Raw genomic sequence first — 18,646 nt, 5'->3', positions numbered from 1 at the left:
TTCACAGGCCAGAGGGGAGGGGGCGCGGCTCGCGCCGCAGCGCCACCAGGGAGGTCGGCACCGCGTCCTCGGGGAGGAGCGCGAGATCGTCGGGCTTGATCCACTCCTTGCGGACGAAGCGCCGCGCGAAGTGCCGCGCGTGCAGGCGAAAGGACAGCGGCTGATCCTGCCGCGGCTCCGCCTCGTCTCCCGGCGGGCACTCCAGGACGAGGCGCACCGGCTCCGCGGGGCGCGACCGGCTCGGCCACAGGGCGGCGCGGAGGGCGGCCTCCGGCTCCCCCGGGACGAGCCCGGCGCGGACCGGCAGCGACGGCGGGCACGCCCGCCGCCCGAGGACCAGCGGCCACCGGGGCGCTCCGAGGGCCTCGTCGATCGCGGCGGCGAGCTCCTCATCCTCGTAGCCGAGGGCCACCAGGAAGCTCGCGTCGGTCAGGTACGCGCGCCGCGTGATGACCGGGTTGTTCGTGCCATACACGCGGTGTTCCTTGCCGGCGAAGCGCCCCGCGCCGGCCGTGTGATAATCGACGATCGTCCCGCCCTCGCGATCGACGCGCACACCCATCGTCGCGGCCGCGAGCGCGGCGAGGCGCGCGTCGTCGTCGCGCGGCATGCCGAGCGCCGCGCCGACCAGGCCGAGCACGCCGCTCTTCGACGGCTCGCGCTCGGTGTCGCGGTGCGGAAAGCGGCTCTGCGTCCCCCACGACTGGAGCGGGCCCTCGAGCCGGAGCAGAACGCTCTTCACGCGGCGCCTCCGAAGACCGCCGACACCGCGGCCCCGATGAGCGCATCGAGCGACGCGCGGTGCTGCGCCGGAGGTACCCTGTCCCGGAGCGCCTTCGCCAGCGTCGCTCCTGGGTCCACCACGCAGAACGACAGATCCTTCCGGCCATCTGTCCCATAGACCCCATCGAGCGCCGCGAGGTGCTCGCCGAGCTTGACCACCGACTGCGCGACCAGATCGCCGTGCTCGCCGTTCCTGGGGCGCACCGGCTCGACGAAGGCGTTCGCCAGCGAGCGCGGCGCCCCCCGCTCGCGCACGTCGGTCAGGATGAACGACGGCGGGTTGTGCGCCGCCATCGAGTTCTGCTTGCCGCTCGGGACCGCGAGGACCGCCGCGCGGAGCAGCGCCGCGAGCGTCCTCTTCGCCTGGGTCTTCGCGGCGTCATCGCCGCCGAGGTTGCGGGTGAGGTCGTCGACATCCACGACGAGATAGCGATAGAAGCAGGCGGAGTTGAAGGGGACCGTCCCCATCATGTCGCTGCCCGACGTGTCCTCGCGCTTGAGATCGTCGATGGCCGTGTAGAAGTCGAACTCCATCGAGACGCGGTGGGTGGAGATCGCGTGTGCGACCTGGCACGCCGCGTCGACGTTCCAGTCGGGCCTGTCGGCGATCATGCGCCCGAAGAGCCCGAGCTCGGGCGTGCGGGAGCCGTCCGCGAGCAGGGCCTCGATCTGCTGGCGCAGCTCCCCGGACACCTGGTCCTTCGCCTCGGCCTTCTCCTGCTTCTTGGACTTCGCCGCCTTTCCTTTCCCTGCCTTGTCTCCTTGGGTCTCCGCCGCGGCCTCCGCCGGAGGCTGCGCGAGGGCCTCGATGTTGTCGGCGACCAGGGCGGCGAGGCGCTCGATGGCGCGCGTGGGCAAGAACAGGAGATACTGCGTCTTCCACGTGTCGCCGTCGTCCGCCTTGAGCCCTCCGCCGCCGAGCGCGCGGACGACAGCGCGCTTCGCGGTCTCCACGTCCACCTTCTTCGTCGCGATGACGCGCTCCGCGATCGCCTCGACGAGCCGCTTCGTGCGCGTCGCCCGCTCCGAGGCGTCGAGGAGCTCGTGCCGCTCGAACGCCTCGCGGATCGCGCGCTTGTAACACTGGCTCGAGATGCGGGCCCGACGCACGCCGCCGAGCTCGCAGTCCTTGGGAGAGCCGGTGTCGTCGCGGTTCAGGTTCGAGGGGGCGAAGTTCTGCAGGATGTGGAGTTCGAGCTTCATCGCGAGATCTCTCCTTCGGTTTCGAGGGCGTCGTGAGGTGCGTTCCAGAATTCGCGCGCCAGCCGGCGCTGGATGTGGCGGGTGTCGCTGCGCCACGCGAGCACATCGCGGAGCAGGCGTTCCCAGTCGAGGGGTTTCTGCCGGGCGCGGACGAGCGACACCGCGTGGCGGAGGTGCTCCGGTAAATCCTCGGCGTCCGCGTCGAGGAGCGCGACGAACCGTCGCCGCAGGCTCTCGTTGTCGCGGTCACGCCCCGCGGGCCCCTCCTGGTCGATATTCATCGCGCGGAAGGCGTGGCCGAGGCTCACGCCCTCGCCGCCGCGCTCGGGGTGGAGCGCGAACAGCGCGCCGATGAGGAAGAAGGCGCGATCGCGGTAGAGATCTTCGGCGCGCGGCAGGAACGGCACGACATACGGGCACGCCACGGCCGCCATCCCGCTGGCGTCCTGGAGGCTCCGGCGCAGGGCGGCGAGGGCACCTCGATCGTCGTCGTCCGCGAGCTCGCGCAGGCGTGAGACGAAGGCGGCGACGTGATCATCGTGGCTCTTGCGGGCATCGGTCATGCGGCAGCTCCTTCCTGGGTCGGCGGGGTGGAGGGGGTGGGGGCGAGCTTGGCGAGCTCGATGGCGAGCTTCTTCGAGGCGAGCGCATGGGCCTGGAGGGCGCGGCCGTTCGGACCGAGCTGGCGCGCCGCCTCGTCGAGGGCGCGCCGCGCCGCTCGACACGCCCTCTTCGTCCACCCGGACAGGGCTGCTTCCGTGTCCTCGTCGTTGCCTACGCTCCGGACGAGCGCATCGAACCCGGCGCCGAGCGCGGCCCAGTAGCGCGGTCCGGCCGCGAGGCGATCCGCGAGCGCACCGATGTCCTTCTTGTCGGGGCTCCGTTCGCCCGAGGCGAGCGCCGTGCTGGCCAGGACCCAGACGCTGCCCCGGAGCGCGCTGAAGACGGTTTCGGCCGCCTGGAGGGACTGGCGGAGCACGTCCAGGCGCTCCGCGTCGGTGAGCAGGCGGAGCGGCAGCGGCATGCGCTCGGCGCGCCAGAGCTCGATCGCGGCCTGACTGCTCGAGAGGCCGTACAGGTCGAGCGCGAGCGCGTCCGCGCCCTGGAGGACGTCATCCGCCACGAGCCGCGCCATCTGGGAGCAGACCTGGGGGCGCCGGTGCGCCTTGGCCGCGCCGGACGCCTGGAAGAGCGCGGTCGCGTCGCGCCACAGGCTCCGGTCCGGATCGAACCGGACCGCCTCCGGGCCTCGCTTCTCGTCGCGGACCTGGAGCGCGTGCATCGGCTCGATCCAGTCCCCCTCGGGCTCGACCCCGGCGCCGGTCACTACCTCGCGGACGACGAGCCCGTGCTCCGTGAGGCGCGGGAGCAGCTCCACGCGCCGCGCCTGCCAGGTGAGGGCATCGAGCCACCCCCGCACGGCGCGCTTCGTTCGCGTCGCCGCCGTGTCCTGCTCCCACGCGGGCAGGTCGTCCGCGCCGCCGGCGCCCGGAACCGGCTGGGCCCGCTCCAGAATAAGGAGGTTGAGCAGCAGCGTGCGGTGGAGTGTCGCTCCTCGTGCGAGCGCGACCGCACCCGGGCGGAGCGGGCATCCTTTGGGGTATCCGGAGTCGTTCAGGATGCGGCCGCCGGGACCGAACCCCTGGAACCCGAGCATCGCGCGGGCGGCCTCGGCCGGCGTCAATCCTGCGTCGTCCCCGCCGTGATCGAGCAGATGGACCGCGCCGGAGTAGCCGGACCGCTCGAGCGCCAGCCGCCGCGCCGGGGTGAGCTCCGCCTGCTTGCCCTGCCGCTCGGCGAAGAGCACCTCCGCGAGCCGCGGCACCTGCAGGAACGGCCGCTCGGGGTCGAAGAGGTCGAACCGGCGGCGCCAGCGCTCGAAATACGCCCGCGTCCGGCCCTCGTCGAACCTGGGCTGGCTCCAGAGCGCCTCCCAGGCGGCGCGCGAGCGCGGCCCGTCGACCACGCGGTGCAGGATCGCGAGCAGCAGCCGGTGGAGCACGGCGGTCGCGAGCGGCGACTCGTCGTGGACGCCCGCGAGCTCGTGGGCGCGCAGGAGGACGTCCTCGAACCCGAGCTCGAGGCGCTCGCCGGCGAGCGTCTCGCAGGGGATCCAGGGCTCTCGGCTGAGGTCGAAGCGGGGGCGTTTCGGCTGGCTCATGCGTGTATCTCCTGAGGAAGGGCGTCATCCGTGTCGTCGAGCGCGCCGACCACGAGGCCGAGGTCGGGATCGAGGGCGAGCGGGACGCCTGCGATGGAGGTGCGACCGGCGTCGTCGAGGCGGAGGACGCGGTGGAAGCGAAGATGCCCGCTCGCCGCGAAGCTCGGGGGGACAGGCTCGCGGAGGAGGGCGGCGACCACGCCGCGGTGGCTGATGCCCACGGACTGCCGGGCGGCGGCCAGGACGACGCGCCGGGGAGGGGGCTCCCTCGCGTCGACGTCGAGCGCGATCTCCGGGGCGCCGGTCAGGACGAGGCGGCCGCCGCGCTCGGTGACCGGAACGACCTCCACCGTGGGATCGCCGAGCCGCGTCCTGGCGCGGAGAGCGCGATGGATCGACGGGTCCTCGTCCTCGACGACGCGCGCACGCGGGTCGAACGGATCATCCGAGCTCGGTGGCGGCAGCTCGAGCGCTTGCGCCTGGTTGCCCTCGGCGCGCTCCTGCTCCGCGCGCTTGCCATCGAGCGAGGCGAGCCGCGCGGCGAGCTCGGCCGAGGCCGGTGGAGGCGTCTGCGAAGGCGGAGCTCCGACCCCTGCCCGCGGCGAGCTGCCCCCGTAGACCGACTCGATCAGCGGCTCGATGTCGGTGGGCAGCACGACCTCCGTGCGGTCGCGCAGCGCGAGCCAGCTCCGCAGGAGGATCGACTCCGCATAGACGAAGGCGCTCGGCCCGAAGGTCGGCCCCTCGGGGCGCTCGTCGCCTTCGGGGCGGACGAGCCACAGCGCCGGGCGTTGCAGGGCCGTTGGGCGCTGCTTCTCCCGGGTGTGCCGGTGCAGGCGGCCGGCCCGCTGCAGCACGAGGTCGACGGGCGCGAGCTCGGTGATCATGAGGTCGAAGTCGAGATCGAGGCTCTGCTCGAGGACTTGCGTGCCGACGAGGATCGCAGCGCGCGGGCGCTTTTCCTCGCCGGGACCGAAGGACGCCTCGGCGGCCTGCTCGCGCGTGGCGCGGGCGTCGAAGGGAAAGCGCGCGTGCAGCAGGCCGAGGTCGAGGTCCGCGGGGAGCACGCCGCGGTCGCGGAGGGCGCGGAGCGCGAGGTACGTCTGCTGCGCACGGCGGACGGTGTTCACGATCCAGACGGCGCACCCTCCCTCGGCGAGCGCTTCGACGAGGCGCTCGGGGAGCGTCGCAGCGGGCTGCCAGACCAGGGAGACAGAGACCGGCGGGCGGCGGGCCGGAAACGAGGTGCTGGAGGCGGTGCCCGCGCTGGCGACCGTGAGGCGCGGGTAGGTCGCGGCGGCGGGCGGCGTCGCGCCGACGGCGCGGACCAGCGCGTCCCGCCGCGCCGCAGGGAGCGTCGCCGAGAGGAGGACGACGGTCGCGCCGAGCGCATGGAGCCACGAGATCAGCCGGTCGAGGAGCTCCGAGGTGTACGTGTCGTACGCGTGGACCTCGTCGACGACGACGACCTTGCCGGCGAGGCCGTGCAGGCGAAGGAAGCCGTGGCGAACACCGAGGACCCGAGCAGCGCCTGGTCGACGGTGCCCACCGCGAGCGGGGCGAGGAGCGCCCGCTTGCTGCGGGTGAACCACGCATCGGCGACGGGGCCGCCGTCCCCGCGCGCGACGCCGTCGACGGAGCGCATCGCGAACGCGCGCTCCTTGAGCGCGTCGTAGCGCTCGGAGAGCCCGGCGTCGCCGTGCACGAGGTGCAGGCCGTGCGCCTCGCCGGGGAATGCGGCGCGCACGAAGCGCTCGACGCGGCCGAAGATCTGGTTGCTCGTGGCCTGGGTCGGCAGCGCGAAGTAGAGGCCGGTCGCTCCGCGGGCTGCGAGGTTGTCGAAGATCGTGAGCGCTGCCTCCGTCTTGCCCTCGCCCATCGGGGCCTCGACGAGCACGAGCGACGGCCCGTCGAGCGATGGAAGGAGCGCTTCGACCGCCTCGTGGAGCGGCCAGGGGGCCTTGTCGAAGAGATCGCGAAATGTGCGCGCGGGCGGTTGCGGCGGGCGGCGCCACCCTGCGCCGTCGACCGCGCAGGCGGCACGTTTGCGCGCGAGCGTGCGGTAGTCGGCGGGTGATGCGGGCGGCTCGACGTACGTGAACACTTCGGCGTTGGAGCCGAGCCAGTCGGCGACCGTCGTCAGCCCGGCCAGGTCGGCAACGAAGGCGTGTCGCGCGGTGAGGTCGGAGGGGAGGGCAGGGCGGGGCGTGGACGGGTCGAGCCCACAGGCCGCTTCGAGGGCCTGGACCAGCTGGGCGCGGAGCAGATCCCAGAGCGGAGCGTTGCCCGCATAGCCTGAGGGCAGGACGCCTGTGGGTAGCCCGAGCCGATTCAACGCCTCGAGCGGCGTGAACTCGCCGTGGTGTGCTCCAACCGCCCGCGCGATCCAGCGCGCGAGGCCCTTGGGCACGCCGCGATCGGTGAGCGCTCGGCGGACCAGCACGGCGGAGAGCGTCCCGTGCGGCTCGTCGCGGGCGGGGAAGTCGAGCTTCATGTCCTGGAGCGCCGCGGTGCGGCTCGGCACCTTCTTCTGGAACGGCGGCGTTGCCTTGCCGAGGTCGTGAAGCGCCACGAAGAAGAGGATCCATGGCAGCGCCGCGTCGCGCGGCAGCGTCAGGCTTGCCGCCAGCGCGTCGAGCCGGTCGGGGCGTACGTGGAGGAGCAGTCGCTCAGCGCACGCGACGACGTCGAGCACGTGGCAGAGGAGCGGGTGCCAGTCGGGCCCGCCCTCGCGGGCGCGGGCCGGATCGGCCTTCCCCCAGAGCTGCCAGACGCGCGTGTCGAGCGAGGAGGGCGATGCGGGCGCGGAGCATGAAGGGCTGTCGGTCACGGGATTTCTCGAGGTGGCGCGCAGGTTGTGCTCCTGGTGCCGTGCTGGGGATGCGCCGCGCTCGTGAGCGCTCGCTCTCGCATGTGAGCGGGTCTTGGCGTCGCCATCAATACGAAGTATGTCGGACCGCCCCACATCCCAGATGGAGGACGTGAGGAGAGCTCCTTCCGCTCGGTTCTCTTGGAGGGCGTTGCCCCGCGCATCCAGGGAGCTCGGGGGGGGCATCCAGGTCGACGGGGGCTTGCCGATCCGAGGTGGGGGGGCGGGGGGCGAGGCGAAAAGGGCGACCGTGGAGCGGTTCTGGCGACCGTGGAGCGGTTCTGGCGCCCGTGGAGCGGTTCGGGGCGCCCGCGGAGCGGTTCGGGGCGCCCGCGGAGCGGTTCGGGGCACCCGCGGAGCGGTTCGGGGCACCCGCGGAGCGGTTCGGGGCACCCGCGGAGCGGTTCGGGGCACCCGCGGAGCGGTTCGGGGCACCCGCGGAGCGGTTCGGGGCACCCGCGGAGCGGTTCGGGGCGCCCGTGGAGCGGTTCGGGGCGCCCGCGGAGCGGTTCGGGCGCCCGCGGAGCGGTTCGGGGCACCGGTGGAGCTGTCAGCGGCCCCGTTCGGCCCGGGATCGCGGCCGTGCCCGGGATCCACGGCGACGTCGCGATTGCGATCCAGCGGCATACCCGTGCTCCGCTTGCTCGTGCTCGTCGAAATCGTGCTCCGCCGCATTGTCGACTTGCGATCAGCAAATGGCGCCGCTAATCCGGTCTGCTTGTCCCCATCATGGGAGGGAGGAATCAATGGTATCGAGAAAGAAGGGTTCAGGCTGGACCACGTGGGAAGACATGCCGATCGAGGAGTTCCGGTCGCGGGCCGAGAAGGCCAGGGCCCTGGCCGACGAGTTCGTCGAGGGGCTCGATAGCCTCTTTCCGGGGCTCGTGACGTTGACCAAGGAGCAGCGAAAGACCGCGCCGCGGCTGCGCGACGGCGAACACGAGATGCTGAGCAAGGTGCTCGACGTGGTGGACATGAGGCCCGCCCTGTTCGAGTCGCTGGCGGATCAGGACGAAGGGATGGACCCGAACCGCTTCGAGACCGCGCTGCTCCGGGACCGGATCGAGAAGCACCTGCTCTTCAGCAAGGTCGCGGAGCGCCTCTCGTCGGTCGGCGGAGAGCTCGGCGACTCGACGCTCTACACCGCGGCGAAGTTCCGCGAGAGCCTCTATGCCGCCTACCGCATCGCCAAGGCGCACGCGCAGACGGATCGGAGGATCATGGATGTCCTGGCGCCGGTGATCGATTTCATGCGAAAGAATGCCGTCGCCGCGAGCGCGAAGCGGAGCAAGCCAGCCCCGGCCGCGGCTGAGGCGTAGACCCCGCGCCCCGCCGACCCCGCGCCCCGCCGACCCCGCGCCCTCCACGCAGCGCGCGTCTTCTCGGGAGAGCGTCGCCCTCGGCCGCGCCCGCGCCCCGGGCGCGACATGCAGCTCAGTGCCCCCCGGCGATCGCGATCGCGAAGAGCAGCCCGAGCCCCGCGGCGAACACCACGAAGTGCAGCAGGCTCGCCCGGAACGAGCGCGCCTTGTTCACCTCGGGTACCAGGTCCGACGCGCCGATATAGAGGAAGTTGCCCGCCGAGAGCGGGACCAGCCAGCGCACGTCGATTTGCCGCGAGGCGGCGTACGCGACCAGGCCGCCGACGAGGAAGGCCAGCCCGGACAGCAGGTTGAACGCGAGCGCGGTCCGCTTCTTCCATCCCCCGTGAACGAGCACGCCGAAGTCGCCGAGCTCCTGGGGGATCTCGTGCGCGGCGGCGGCGAACCAGGCCGCAATCCCGAGGCGGACGTCCAGGAGGAACACGCCCGCGATCGACAGCCCCCCGAGGAAGTTATGGAGTCCGTCTCCGATCAAAATGAGGTAGGTGAGGGGCCTCTTGCATTCGGCGAAGGCGCGGTGGCCATGGTGCCAGTGAAGGAACTGCTCGAGCGCGAAGAAGATCAAGAACCCCAGCGCGACCCAGCACAAGGCGGTCATCACCGGCATGCTGGCGAGCGATGCCGGGATCATGTGGAACAGGGCGCCTCCGATGAGGGAGCCGGCCGCGAAGGACACGAGCGGCAGCAGCAGCTTCTCGAGCGTCGACTCGCGCAGGACCAGGGTCACGCTGCCGACGAGCGCGATCGCGCTCATCAGGGCTCCGCCGAGCAGGATCCAGAGAAAGGTCGTCATGGTGCAGACCGCCGTCGATCGGGTCGCCGCCGGGCCGCTTCGCCCGGCGTCATTCTGCTCGGCCCGGCCGGTGTCCGCGGGCCACAGCGCGGCGAGAGCCCGGCGGAGACCGGGAAATACTGGTCCTCGAGGTGAGCACCGCTCGACCAGCGGCGGCAGGTGGCCCGGGCACCACGCTTGCATCACCCCTGCGCCGTCCCCACCTCCGGTGAGCAGACAGAGGAGATCGACCATGCCCCATCCGGCTGGAGAGCGGCTTCGTTGCGACGAGTGTGGCGCGGAGATCGTGTTCGTGAAGGCGTGCCCCTGTCCCGAGCGGGAACCGAAGGCCCACTCGGACATCTGCTGCGGCAAGGAGATGCGCAGCCTGGGCGTTCAGGCGACGAGCGAGCCTGCCGCTCCTGAGGCCCGTCACTGACGCGGGGCCCGGCGCCGGGGCCTCGCGCGCGGGTCGCGCTCGCGGCGGCGTGACGCGACCCGCGCTCACGACCGGTCGCCCAGCACGTCGTGCACATACACCCTGCGCACGAAGACGAGCGCGGCGGCGGCGAACGGCGTCGAGATGACGACGCCCGCGACGCCGAACAGGATGCCCATGAAGATCTGCGCCGCCAGCGTGACCGCGGGAGGGAGCTGCACGGCCTTGCGCTGCACCATCGGCGTGATGAGGAATCCCTCGATGCACTGCACGAGCGTGTAATACCCAACGGCCATCAGCAGCGTCATGGCACCTTCGACCGCCGCCACGACGAGGATGGGCAGCGACGCCGTGATCGGGCCAGCGTAGGGCACGAACGTCAGGAGGCCGGCGAGGATGCCGAGCATCGCCGCAAGGGGGACGCCCATGAGCGAGAGGCCGACGCCGGTGAGCAGCCCCACCGCGAGCATCGAGACGACACGGCCCACGAGGAATCGCCGGAGCGTGTGCCCCATGGCGCGCAGCACCTCGCTCGCCCGCGGCCGATGCCGCGGCGGGATCAGGCGGATCAGCCCGCCCAGGTAGAGGCCGGGGCTCGCGCCCAGGTAGATCGCGATCACCACGACGACCACCAGGCTCATGGCCGTCGTGGCGGAGAGCGAGGCGGCTCGGCCCAGGCTCTGCGTGAGCTCGCCGAGGCCGCTGTCCCTGAGATCGGAGAGCATGCGCCTGCCCCCGGGCAAGCCGTGGATGCGCTCGCGCAGGTCGCCGAGCACGCCGGACCAGCGCGTCGCGAGCTCGTCCATCTGAGCCGCCGCGTGCGGCGCCACCAGCCAGAGCGTGGCGGCGGTCGCTGCCGCGGCGAGGGCGCAGACGAGCGCGTAGGCGAGCCCGGCCGAGCGCGGACGTATCCTCCTGGCCAGCCAGTCGCTGCACGCGCGCAGGAGGACCGCGAGCAGGACGGCGCCGAACAGGAGCGGCCAGAGCCTCGCCGTGAGCGCGACAGCGGCCGTGACGGCGACGAACACCACGGCCAGACCGAGCTGAGCCGCGGTGCGGCGCAGATCGGTCTGACCGTTCGTCCTGCCCTCCTCGCTCATCACGCACCTCGCGACGCACGCGGATCGCACTTTCCGTGCCGGGGTGCGCGCTGCACGCGCTCGCGATGCGCGGTGCTGGAAGGCGCGTCGCGCGATGGAGTGGGTGATGGGGGTGACCCCGCCGCGCGCCGCCCGATCCCGGCGAGGAGGCTCGCCTCTCGTCCGCCTTCGCTCGCTGGCGCGATCACGGTAGCGTGCCGCCCATGCGAACCCCAGGGAAGGTGCGCGTCGCCGTGCTGTTCGGCGGACGCTCGGCCGAGCACGAGATCTCTCTCCTCTCCGCGCGCTTCGTCGTCGAGGCGCTCGACCGCGACCGCTACGAGCCGGTGCTCGTCGGCATCGACAAGTCCGGCCGCTGGCTGCTCCAGGAAGAGGCGCTCCTCCTCGGCCCCGCCGCGCGCGATCCCCGCCTCGCCCGCCTGAACGAGGCCATGCCCGAGGTCGCCCTCGACGCCCACCCCGGCGCCGCCGGCGAGGCCACGCTGGCCGCGCCCGGCGGCGGCGCGCGGTCCACGATCGATGTCGTCTTCCCCGTGCTGCACGGGCCCATGGGCGAGGACGGGTGCGTCCAGGGCCTCCTCGAGCTCGCCGGCGTCCCGTACGTCGGCTCGGGCGTGCTCGGCTCCGCGGTCGGGATGGACAAGGACGTCATGAAGCGGCTGCTCCGCGAGGCGGAGATCCCCATCGTCCCGCACGTCACGGTCCGCCGGGCCGCGTGGGACCGCGACCGCGGCGCGTGCCTCGAGCAGATCGCCGCGCTGTCGGCCGCCGGGGGCGGCCGCTTCGGGCCGATCTTCGTCAAGCCCGCGAACCTCGGGTCGTCCGTCGGCGTCCGGCGCGTGACCGCGCGCGAGGAGCTCGAGGCGGCCGTCGAGCATGCCTTCGCGTTCGACCTGAAGATCGTGTGCGAGCAGGGCATCGAGGGCGTGCGCGAGATCGAGTGCGCGGTGCTCGGCGACGACGACCCCATCGCCTCCCAGCCCGGCGAGATCGTGGTCGGCCACGCCGACGGCTTCTACTCGTATGCCGCGAAGTACATCGACGCGGAGGGCGCCACGATCCGGATCCCGGCCGACCTCACCCCGGCCGAGCAGAACGCCGTCCAGCTCCTCGCGCTCCGCACGTTCCGCGCGCTCGAGGCGTCCGGGCTCTCGCGCGTCGACCTGTTCCTCTCGCCGGATCGCAGGCTCTACGTGAACGAGATCAACACCCTGCCCGGCTTCACGGCGATCTCGATGTACCCGAAGCTCTGGGAGGCGAGCGGCATCCCGCCGCGCGCGCTGGTCCATCGCCTGATCACGCTCGCGCTCGAGCGGAGCGAGAGGAAGGCCCGCCTCAGGACGAGCGCCTAGTACTACAGCCGCACGTCGCAAAATCTCCGCAGATTGCGATGAGCAGGCGGACGATCGTGACGCTTGGCTCGCCCGCACAGCGGTGGGGCCCAGCTCGTTCGCTGCTCGCCGACGTGCGGCTGTCGTCGTAGAGCGCCTTGAAGGATTGAAGCGGAGCGCCTCGATGAGCGCCGTAGGAGCGCCGCGTCCTCTTCCCAAGCCGGAGCGCAGCGCGAGGAAGTGCAGCGCAGCAAACCGAAAGGGTGGGACCGCGAGCGTCGTGATGGCTCGGTCCTGGGTCGAACGAGCGTGGTCCGGGCGGCGCCGAGCGCGCTACGGGGCGCATCGGCGTGCCGTGGGCACACGTGTCCGCCCGGGCTGGGTCTGGCCCGGGAGGCGCGTCGCGAGACGCTCTACGGCGTCACCGAGCGCCTTGCGGCGCACAACGGTGCTTTTCCAGTACGGTGGTCGCCGCGTGGACGCTGGGAAAGCGTGCTGGAACATCGGTCGGCTCGCCGAGCGCGGAGAGGAAGCGGACGATGTTCCGGGGCCCAGTGACCATGGCGGCACGGTTTCCGCATCGGCCGCGGCAACATGACACGCTGGCAGTACGATTGTGGTCGGGCAGTCCGGCGATGGCCGCGGTCCGGCGCCCAACCCCTCTTAACGCGGCGCTCCGAAGGAGCCCTGCCAGCCATGTCCTCCCTCGGGTCCGAAGATACCCGCGGGCCGGTCGATTGTAATTGACACCGACAATGTGAGCGTTCACATTCCAGTCGAGGGCCATTCCTTTGTTTCGGTTTGCTCGGGTCCTCCTGAGTACCGAGCTCTTCGTCGATCTGATCCATTCGGTCGATTTTTACACCGATCCTGCTCGCTCGGTCGTCGCAGGTGAGTGTGGCGAGCCGCCCTTGATACGCTCGAATCGTTTTGTTTCCTCTTCACCTGATTCCGGTACGTAGGAGACCTGTGATGCAAGATCAAACGTTCAGCCGACTCGCCTTTCGTGTCACCCTTGCGAGTTGGGTCGCGATTTCGTGCGCCCCCGCCGAGTCCGACTCGAACGACGACGGAGGGGGCGGAGCGACGGCGACCGGCTCCGCTAGCAGCGCGAGCGGCAGCGGCGTTGCGACCTCTGGCGGCAGCGCGAGCGGCAGCGGCGTTGCGACCTCTGGCGGCAGCGCGAGCGGCAGCGGCGTTGCGACCTCTGGCGGCAGCGCGAGCGGCAGCGGCGTTGCGACCGCTGGCGGCACCACCGTGGCTGGGACCGGCGGTGGCGACAGCGGCGGGAGTGGCGGGGCTGAGCCGACCGGCAGCGGCGGTGCTGGCATGGGTGGCTGGCCCGAAGGAGCCATTCCCATGGGGAACGCGCCTGTGCCGAGCGCGGGGTGCGGCAAGGCAACCACGTTGACGACCAAGGAGTATACGATCTCCAGCTCGGGCCAAAATCGCGTGTACTACGTCGATATGCCCCGCAACTACGACATGAACAAGCCCTACCGGCTGTTCTACACCTCACATTGGATCGGCAGCCGCTGGCAAGACGTCGAGGGGCAAGACTTCTACTTTCTCAAACCGCAGTTGGAGGCCGACGGAGAGCAAGCCATTTTCGTGGCCCCCTCCTCGGACGGTGCAACGTGGCAAGAGAAGGACCACGCGCTGTTCGACGACATCATGGCGTTCATGAATGAGAATGTCTGCTACGACACGACCCGCGTGTTCGCGACCGGCTTCAGTTTCGGAGGGATGATCACCTATTCGCTGTCGACGAACCATCAAGCGGAGATCCGCGCGGCCGTGGGCATCGCCCCGGCCAACTACAACATCTGGTTGCCTGAAAAGACACGTAAGCCCATTGCCTGGATGCACACGACGGGCATGAGCGACGGGACTTGCCCCTGGGTGAACAACGAAGCTCAAAAGAGAGGGGCCAAGTTCATCGCCCTCGAAAAAGCCGAGGACAACGGCTGCACGATTCCGGACGAAATCCCGACTTCAAACGGCGCGTACAGCTGCTACGATTTCCAGGATTGCGATCCGGAACATCCGACGCGGGTGTGCACCTTCGGCGGCGGGCACACGAACATCGACGGCAATCCGAATTGGATTCCCATCGAATCGTGGAAATTCTTCAAGCAGTTCTGACCGACGTCCCCGGCGCGGACGGGACCCTCGCCCGCGCGTGGCGCCGCGCTCGGGGCGTCTCGCCTGCAGGGGAACAGGGGCCGCCTCCAAGCGCGTAGGCAAATCAAGCCGGATCGCAGCGAGAGGAAGTGCAGCGCGGCAGCGCGAAGAGGGTGGGACCGCGAGCGTCGTGATGGCTCGGTCCTGGGTCGAAAGCGCGTGGTTCGGGCGGCGCCGAGCGCGCTACGGGGCGCATCGGCGTGCCGTGGGCACATTAAGGCCCACCGTTTCAGGGCCCGGACGTGAAGCCGCGGATCGCGGGGGCGCCCGTCGAGCTGCGCCCTGGCAAGGCAGATGTCTTCGCTACAGTGTAGTCGGCAGCGGGACTGCGGCAGCGCCGCGGGCTCGAGTATCGGCTGAGGGCGCCACCTGGGCGCCGACGCCCTCGCGCTAGGGCGCGATGACGAACTGGTCGATGAAGTCGAGGGAGATGTCGACCCGCGAATCCCAGCCATCGGTGCAGACGCTGGGGGGCTGACGTCCTCCGAACGACGTCACGCCGACGATCGTGGGGACGCCGTTCACGTCCATCAGCGCAGGCCCGCCCGAGTCTCCCTGGCACGTGTGGTGGTCCTCGTCGCCGAGTCCGAGCAGGGTCGGGGTGACGGTGTTGACGATGGTGGAGACGTGGTGCTTGACGTCGCCAAACCCCCAGATCTCATGATCGTCGCCGAAGCCGATCAGCCGGACTGGATCGCCGACCATGTCCTCGGTCATCGGCGCTCGGTTGTACGGCAGCGGCTGGATGGCGACGGGCACCTCGAGAATGGCCACCGCGACGTCGTGCCCCGCCCATTGGTTCGCGTGGTCGTACTCGGGGTCGTAGTGGGTCTCCACCACGTTCACCCACGTCCCCTCCTCGCCATTGGCGTCGGTGCCGAAGAAGGCCGTCACCGTCCCGCCCTTGATCTTGTCCGGCGTCACGCAGTGGGCTGCAGTCAGGAGCACCTGCGGAGCGATGAGCGACGCGGTGCACCGGTCCAAGGTGCCCTCGCCTGCCGGGCTTATCCTCAGCATCGCCACGGCCGGATCGCCCTCGTCGATGGTGCCTCCGATGATGGCCCCGGACGCGACGTCCGTCTCGGTCAGGGGGAGGTCGTCCACCCCTCCCGTGCACGCTGAAAGGATCGCTGCTGCCACGAGAACAATGCCTCTTTTCATGATAAGATTCTCCTGGTTGTTGAGCTGGGTGAGCGGGGCAGAGGAGTGATCGCGAGCTGTCCCGAGAGCTCCCCGAGGACCGGAAAATGGCGCTCGTCCGGCAACCCCGTTGGCCTCGGTTCTCGAGGTTCGGCTGGTTCCTGCGCCGCCACTCGATCGTCACCTGGTGGATGCCGGCGACCTCGATCGTCCTTCGCTCGAATCGCATGGATCGGGATCGTTTCCTCGTGCGCGCATCACGTCGACCGAATCGAGCGGAAGAATTCAATGACCCCGGCTCGCCGAGCCACTCCAGAAATGGCTGCTCCGCCGAGCAGCCCGTCAAGAGGGGGGTCGGAGGACGCCTCGAGGGCCGCGCCGAAGCGCAGCGGGCCAGGGCGGGCGCGTCTAACCTGGAGGAATGGTTCCGGAGAGGACGCGCAGCAGGTAGTCGTGGTTCCATCCAGCTTTCTTTCGTTTTGCGGCAATCCCACGCTTGGTGGTCTGGTCTTGCTTCAGGAGATTGAGAGCAATCTTGCGCAGCAGCCCGATGTTCTCCTGCCCGGCTCGAACGCGGCTTTCATCCTCGCGGAATGCGACATCGAGCACCCAATGGCATCGATTTTCGATCGACCAGTGCGCACGAATCAACGATGCCATCGCTTTGGCTCCAGTGCGTGCGCTCGAGCTGATGAAATAGTGCCTCTCGGACGTGAGCTCACCGCCGGGGCCGGCCTGGCGTTCCCGTTCGACCATCGTGATGCTCCGCAGGCCCGGCCACTTCGGTGCCTCCGTGATCCGGCTCAGGTCCGTCGTGGTCCAGACGCGCCGCCGCTCACGCCTCCCGTGTCCCTCTTCGACCGTCTCGTGCACCGTGTGCTTTACAAGCGAAAAGAAGCCGGTGCCGGCCTCGGAGAAGATCTGAGCGACTTGCTCATAGAGCTTGGTCTGATTCGCTTTGAGAGCGAGCAGATAGGCGGCTCCCCTGTCGACAATTCCCTGGGCAATTTCCTTCTGGGTTCCCATGGCGTCGATGGTCACCGTGGCACCTCGAAGATTCAGCATGCCGAGCAGTTTCGGGATGGCCGTGATCTCGTTCGACTCGGGGTCGGTCGCCACCTGACCGAGCGTCAGGCTGTTCTGCTGAACCCAGGCGCTGACCAGGTGCAGCGGCGAGCGCTCGGCGGCACGGTCGAACGATCGGCGAGCCGTCTTGCCATCGATCGCCACCAGCTTACCGTCGGGCGAGCCGACCAGCGCCTGCATCCAGGCCACGAAGCAAGCGCTGAACGCCTCGGGGTCGAGCGCGCTCAGGACCCGACGGAACGTATCAGCGCTCGGGATGCCTGCCGGCAGGTCCAGAAACGTCTTCAGCCAGCCATGCTTGCACTCACCGAAGTCGGCGAAGTCGTCCCAGCCCTCCGCCCCGCAGATCGTGCCGAGGATAGCGATGGCAATGATGTCCAGCAGTTTGTGGTCAGATCGCCCGACGACGCGCGGGTCGGGCAGCGATGCGAAGTGCTCGATGAACGGTGCCATGCCCCGAGATCTGCCACACGACATGTCGCTGTGTTCGGCCGCCAGCCCCGACCAGCCGGCCACGAGCGAGTTTAAGTCATTGTTTTTATGTTAGTTTTGATGCGCCCGCCCTGCGCAGCGGGCCGACGCCGCGAGCGCGGCGACGACATCGTCACAGGTGTCGCGGCGCGGTCGGCGCGGTTCCCGCCGCCGGAGAGGCGCGAGATCGCCCCCGGGGCCTCACTCGCACAGGGCGGTGTCGACGAGGTCGAGGACGTCGAGGTAGGCCTTCTCGGCGCCCTCTTCGCCGTGAAGGAAGTACGGCAGCACCGTGACGACGACGGTGACGGAGCGGCCGTCCTCGGTGATACCGCCGCGGGTATGGTAGCCGGGGATGTCGCCGCCGTGGCCCCAGCGGACGCCGCCGCAGCGGAGCGGCGTGCTGAACACGCCGAGCCCGTACCGGGTGTCGGGCAACATGCCGGCGGCGTCGACGGTGGTGCGCAGCTCGTCGAGCTGCGCCGGCTCGAGGAGCTCGCCGCCGAAGAGGGCCGCATAGAAGCGGTTGAGGTCGCTCGGGGTGCCGATCACCTGTCCGGCGGCCCATCCAAAGGACGGGTCCAGCTCGGTGACGTCCTGCAGCTCCCCACCGACCGTGTCCGTGTGATAACCCTTGATAGGGCACCCCTTGATGCTCTGGTCGCCGACGCCGGGGAGATAGGTGCTCTTCAGCCCGATGCGCTCGATGACCCGGGTCGTGATTTCCTCGTTCAGCGGGCGGCCGGTGACCTTCTCGATGATCAGGCCGGCGAGGACGTAGTTGGTGTTGCTGTACGCCCATTCGCTGCCGGGGGCCTTCCCCGGCTGCGACAGCCCCATGTCGAGCAGCGTGTACGGATCCAGGTAGGTGTGCTGGACCGGGAAGAAGCCGTCCTTCAGGAGCACATCGTCATAGTCGGGCAGCCCGCTCGTGTGCTGCAGCAGCTGCCGCACCGTGATCTCGCGGCCGTCGATGCCCTCGCCGCGGACCAGGCCCGGCAGGTACGTCTCGACCGGCGCGTCGAGGTCGACCTTGCCCTCGCCGACGAGCTGCAGAACGACCACGGCGGTGAAGGTCTTGCTGTTGCTTCCGAAGCGCACCCTCCCGTCGACGCTCACCTTCGCCTGGGTCTCCAGGTCGCGGGCGCCGGCGGCGTAGTGCCGGACCTCCCCGTCGGCCTCACGGACGGCGACCAGGACGGCGGGGTACTTGCCGTCGCTCGCCAGGCGATCCACGCCCTGCTGCACGGGGTCGTCCGGGTCGGTGTTGCCGCCGCCCGTGGGATCGTCGGCGCACTCGCCCCACGGGTTGTCGCCGCCGGCGTCTTCGCCGCCGCTGCCGCTGCCGCCGTCGCCGCCGCTGCCGCCATCGCCGCCGCCAGCCTCGCCGCCGCCGGCGTCTTCGCCGTCGCTGCCGCTGCCGCCATCGCCGGTGTCAGCCTCGCCGCCGCCGGCGTCTTCGCCGCCGCTGCCGCCAGCGCCGCCGCTGCTGGCCTCCGTGTTCGCCGGCGCCTCGTCGTTGTCGAGGCAGCCCGCGAGCAGGGCCGAGGATCCGAGCAGCGCCGAGGCAAGGACCATCGAAAGGACGCTTCGCGAGCGCGTCGTGGCTGCGCCGGCAATGCGCGTTCTCGGACGAGTGACACCGTGGTGTAGAGATTTCATGATCGGCTCCTGGTCGTGTGCGGGCGCCCTGGGCTCACCGGCGCGCGCCGCCGGCTCGCGCCG

The 18,646-nt window shown here is 70.5% G+C and carries 14 protein-coding genes; 3 read left to right on the top strand and 11 right to left on the bottom strand.

Annotation, left to right across the window (positions count from 1 at the left end):
* Nucleotide 1: 1 nt before the first annotated feature.
* Genes cas5e through WMF31_RS33470 form a run of 6 tightly spaced genes read right to left on the bottom strand, consistent with a single transcriptional unit; the run spans nucleotide 2 to nucleotide 6,977 of the window.
* Nucleotides 2-742: a type I-E CRISPR-associated protein Cas5/CasD gene (gene cas5e, locus WMF31_RS33495; protein ID WP_436605839.1), complete on the bottom strand. Its 741-nt coding sequence runs from the start codon at nucleotides 740-742 to the stop codon at nucleotides 2-4.
* Nucleotides 739-1,986: a type I-E CRISPR-associated protein Cas7/Cse4/CasC gene (gene cas7e / locus WMF31_RS33490; protein WP_436605838.1), complete on the bottom strand. Its 1,248-nt coding sequence runs from the start codon at nucleotides 1,984-1,986 to the stop codon at nucleotides 739-741. The genes cas5e and cas7e overlap by 4 nt, the downstream gene beginning before the upstream one ends.
* A complete protein-coding gene (casB, locus tag WMF31_RS33485) occupies nucleotides 1,983-2,549 on the bottom strand; it encodes a type I-E CRISPR-associated protein Cse2/CasB (protein ID WP_436605837.1) in 567 nt (188 codons plus the stop codon). The genes cas7e and casB overlap by 4 nt, the downstream gene beginning before the upstream one ends.
* Complete coding sequence (gene casA / locus WMF31_RS33480; RefSeq protein WP_436605836.1) at nucleotides 2,546-4,147, bottom strand: type I-E CRISPR-associated protein Cse1/CasA; 1,602 nt, start codon at nucleotides 4,145-4,147, stop codon at nucleotides 2,546-2,548. Before casA ends, casB begins: the two co-directional genes overlap by 4 nt.
* Nucleotides 4,144-5,637 carry a CRISPR-associated helicase Cas3' gene (cas3, locus tag WMF31_RS33475; protein ID WP_436606629.1) on the bottom strand — a complete coding sequence of 498 codons (1,494 nt, stop codon included), beginning with the start codon at nucleotides 5,635-5,637 and terminating at the stop codon, nucleotides 4,144-4,146. Before cas3 ends, casA begins: the two co-directional genes overlap by 4 nt.
* Nucleotides 5,553-6,977, bottom strand: a complete 1,425-nt coding sequence (locus WMF31_RS33470) for a CRISPR-associated endonuclease Cas3'' (RefSeq protein WP_436605835.1) — start codon at nucleotides 6,975-6,977, stop codon at nucleotides 5,553-5,555. The genes cas3 and WMF31_RS33470 overlap by 85 nt, the downstream gene beginning before the upstream one ends.
* Nucleotides 6,978-7,762: 785 nt before the next feature.
* On the opposite strand from WMF31_RS33470, the gene WMF31_RS33465 reads away from it, so the two are divergent.
* A complete protein-coding gene (locus WMF31_RS33465) occupies nucleotides 7,763-8,335 on the top strand; it encodes a hypothetical protein (protein WP_436605834.1) in 573 nt (190 codons plus the stop codon).
* 115 nt (nucleotides 8,336-8,450) lie between these two features.
* On the opposite strand, the gene WMF31_RS33460 is transcribed toward WMF31_RS33465, so the two are convergent.
* On the bottom strand, nucleotides 8,451-9,425 hold the full coding sequence (locus tag WMF31_RS33460; protein WP_436605833.1) for a ZIP family metal transporter: 975 nt from the start codon (nucleotides 9,423-9,425) through the stop codon (nucleotides 8,451-8,453).
* 249 nt (nucleotides 9,426-9,674) lie between these two features.
* Entirely contained in the window at nucleotides 9,675-10,709 is a 1,035-nt protein-coding gene (locus tag WMF31_RS33455; RefSeq protein WP_436605832.1) for an AI-2E family transporter, read from the bottom strand.
* Nucleotides 10,710-10,912: 203 nt separating this feature from the next.
* Between WMF31_RS33455 and WMF31_RS33450 the strand changes: the two genes are divergently transcribed.
* Together WMF31_RS33450 and WMF31_RS33445 are read left to right on the top strand one after the other, a co-directional pair.
* Nucleotides 10,913-12,061, top strand: a complete 1,149-nt coding sequence (locus WMF31_RS33450) for a D-alanine--D-alanine ligase family protein (protein ID WP_436605831.1) — start codon at nucleotides 10,913-10,915, stop codon at nucleotides 12,059-12,061.
* Nucleotides 12,062-13,012: 951 nt separating this feature from the next.
* A complete protein-coding gene (locus WMF31_RS33445; RefSeq protein ID WP_436605830.1) occupies nucleotides 13,013-14,185 on the top strand; it encodes an alpha/beta hydrolase family esterase in 1,173 nt (390 codons plus the stop codon).
* A gap of 429 nt (nucleotides 14,186-14,614) precedes the next feature.
* On the opposite strand, the gene WMF31_RS33440 is transcribed toward WMF31_RS33445, so the two are convergent.
* The 3 genes from WMF31_RS33440 to WMF31_RS33430 form a co-directional block, all read right to left on the bottom strand.
* The gene (locus WMF31_RS33440) at nucleotides 14,615-15,364 is read right to left on the bottom strand and encodes a S1 family peptidase (RefSeq protein ID WP_436605829.1); all 750 of its coding nucleotides are present in this window, start codon (nucleotides 15,362-15,364) and stop codon (nucleotides 14,615-14,617) included.
* 408 nt (nucleotides 15,365-15,772) lie between these two features.
* Nucleotides 15,773-16,903, bottom strand: a complete 1,131-nt coding sequence (locus tag WMF31_RS33435; RefSeq protein ID WP_436601070.1) for an ISAs1 family transposase — start codon at nucleotides 16,901-16,903, stop codon at nucleotides 15,773-15,775.
* 219 nt (nucleotides 16,904-17,122) lie between these two features.
* Entirely contained in the window at nucleotides 17,123-18,499 is a 1,377-nt protein-coding gene (locus WMF31_RS33430; protein ID WP_436605828.1) for a serine hydrolase domain-containing protein, read from the bottom strand.
* Nucleotides 18,500-18,646: the final 147 nt, after the last annotated feature.

This window comes from Sorangium sp. So ce1036, from assembly GCF_051369805.1.
In the GTDB taxonomy this organism is placed as follows: domain Bacteria; phylum Myxococcota_A; class Polyangia; order Polyangiales; family Polyangiaceae; genus Sorangium; species Sorangium cellulosum_F.
Note: the sequence above shows the minus strand (reverse complement) of the source record. Positions and strands in the feature narration are given on the sequence as shown.

Bases quoted from the DNA above. Each gene is read 5' to 3' on its own strand.
- casA (WP_436605836.1), bottom strand. From the start codon at position 4,147: ATGAGCCAGCCGAAACGCCCCCGCTTCGACCTCAGCCGAGAGCCCTGG.
- WMF31_RS33450 (WP_436605831.1), top strand. From the start codon at position 10,913: ATGCGAACCCCAGGGAAGGTGCGCGTCGCCGTGCTGTTCGGCGGACGC.
- WMF31_RS33460 (WP_436605833.1), bottom strand. From the start codon at position 9,425: ATGGTCGATCTCCTCTGTCTGCTCACCGGAGGTGGGGACGGCGCAGGG.
- WMF31_RS33430 (WP_436605828.1), bottom strand. From the start codon at position 18,499: ATGGTCCTTGCCTCGGCGCTGCTCGGATCCTCGGCCCTGCTCGCGGGC.
- WMF31_RS33465 (WP_436605834.1), top strand. From the start codon at position 7,763: ATGGTATCGAGAAAGAAGGGTTCAGGCTGGACCACGTGGGAAGACATG.
- cas7e (WP_436605838.1), bottom strand. From the start codon at position 1,986: ATGAAGCTCGAACTCCACATCCTGCAGAACTTCGCCCCCTCGAACCTG.
- casB (WP_436605837.1), bottom strand. From the start codon at position 2,549: ATGACCGATGCCCGCAAGAGCCACGATGATCACGTCGCCGCCTTCGTC.
- WMF31_RS33455 (WP_436605832.1), bottom strand. From the start codon at position 10,709: ATGAGCGAGGAGGGCAGGACGAACGGTCAGACCGATCTGCGCCGCACC.
- WMF31_RS33435 (WP_436601070.1), bottom strand. From the start codon at position 16,903: ATGGCACCGTTCATCGAGCACTTCGCATCGCTGCCCGACCCGCGCGTC.
- WMF31_RS33445 (WP_436605830.1), top strand. From the start codon at position 13,013: ATGCAAGATCAAACGTTCAGCCGACTCGCCTTTCGTGTCACCCTTGCG.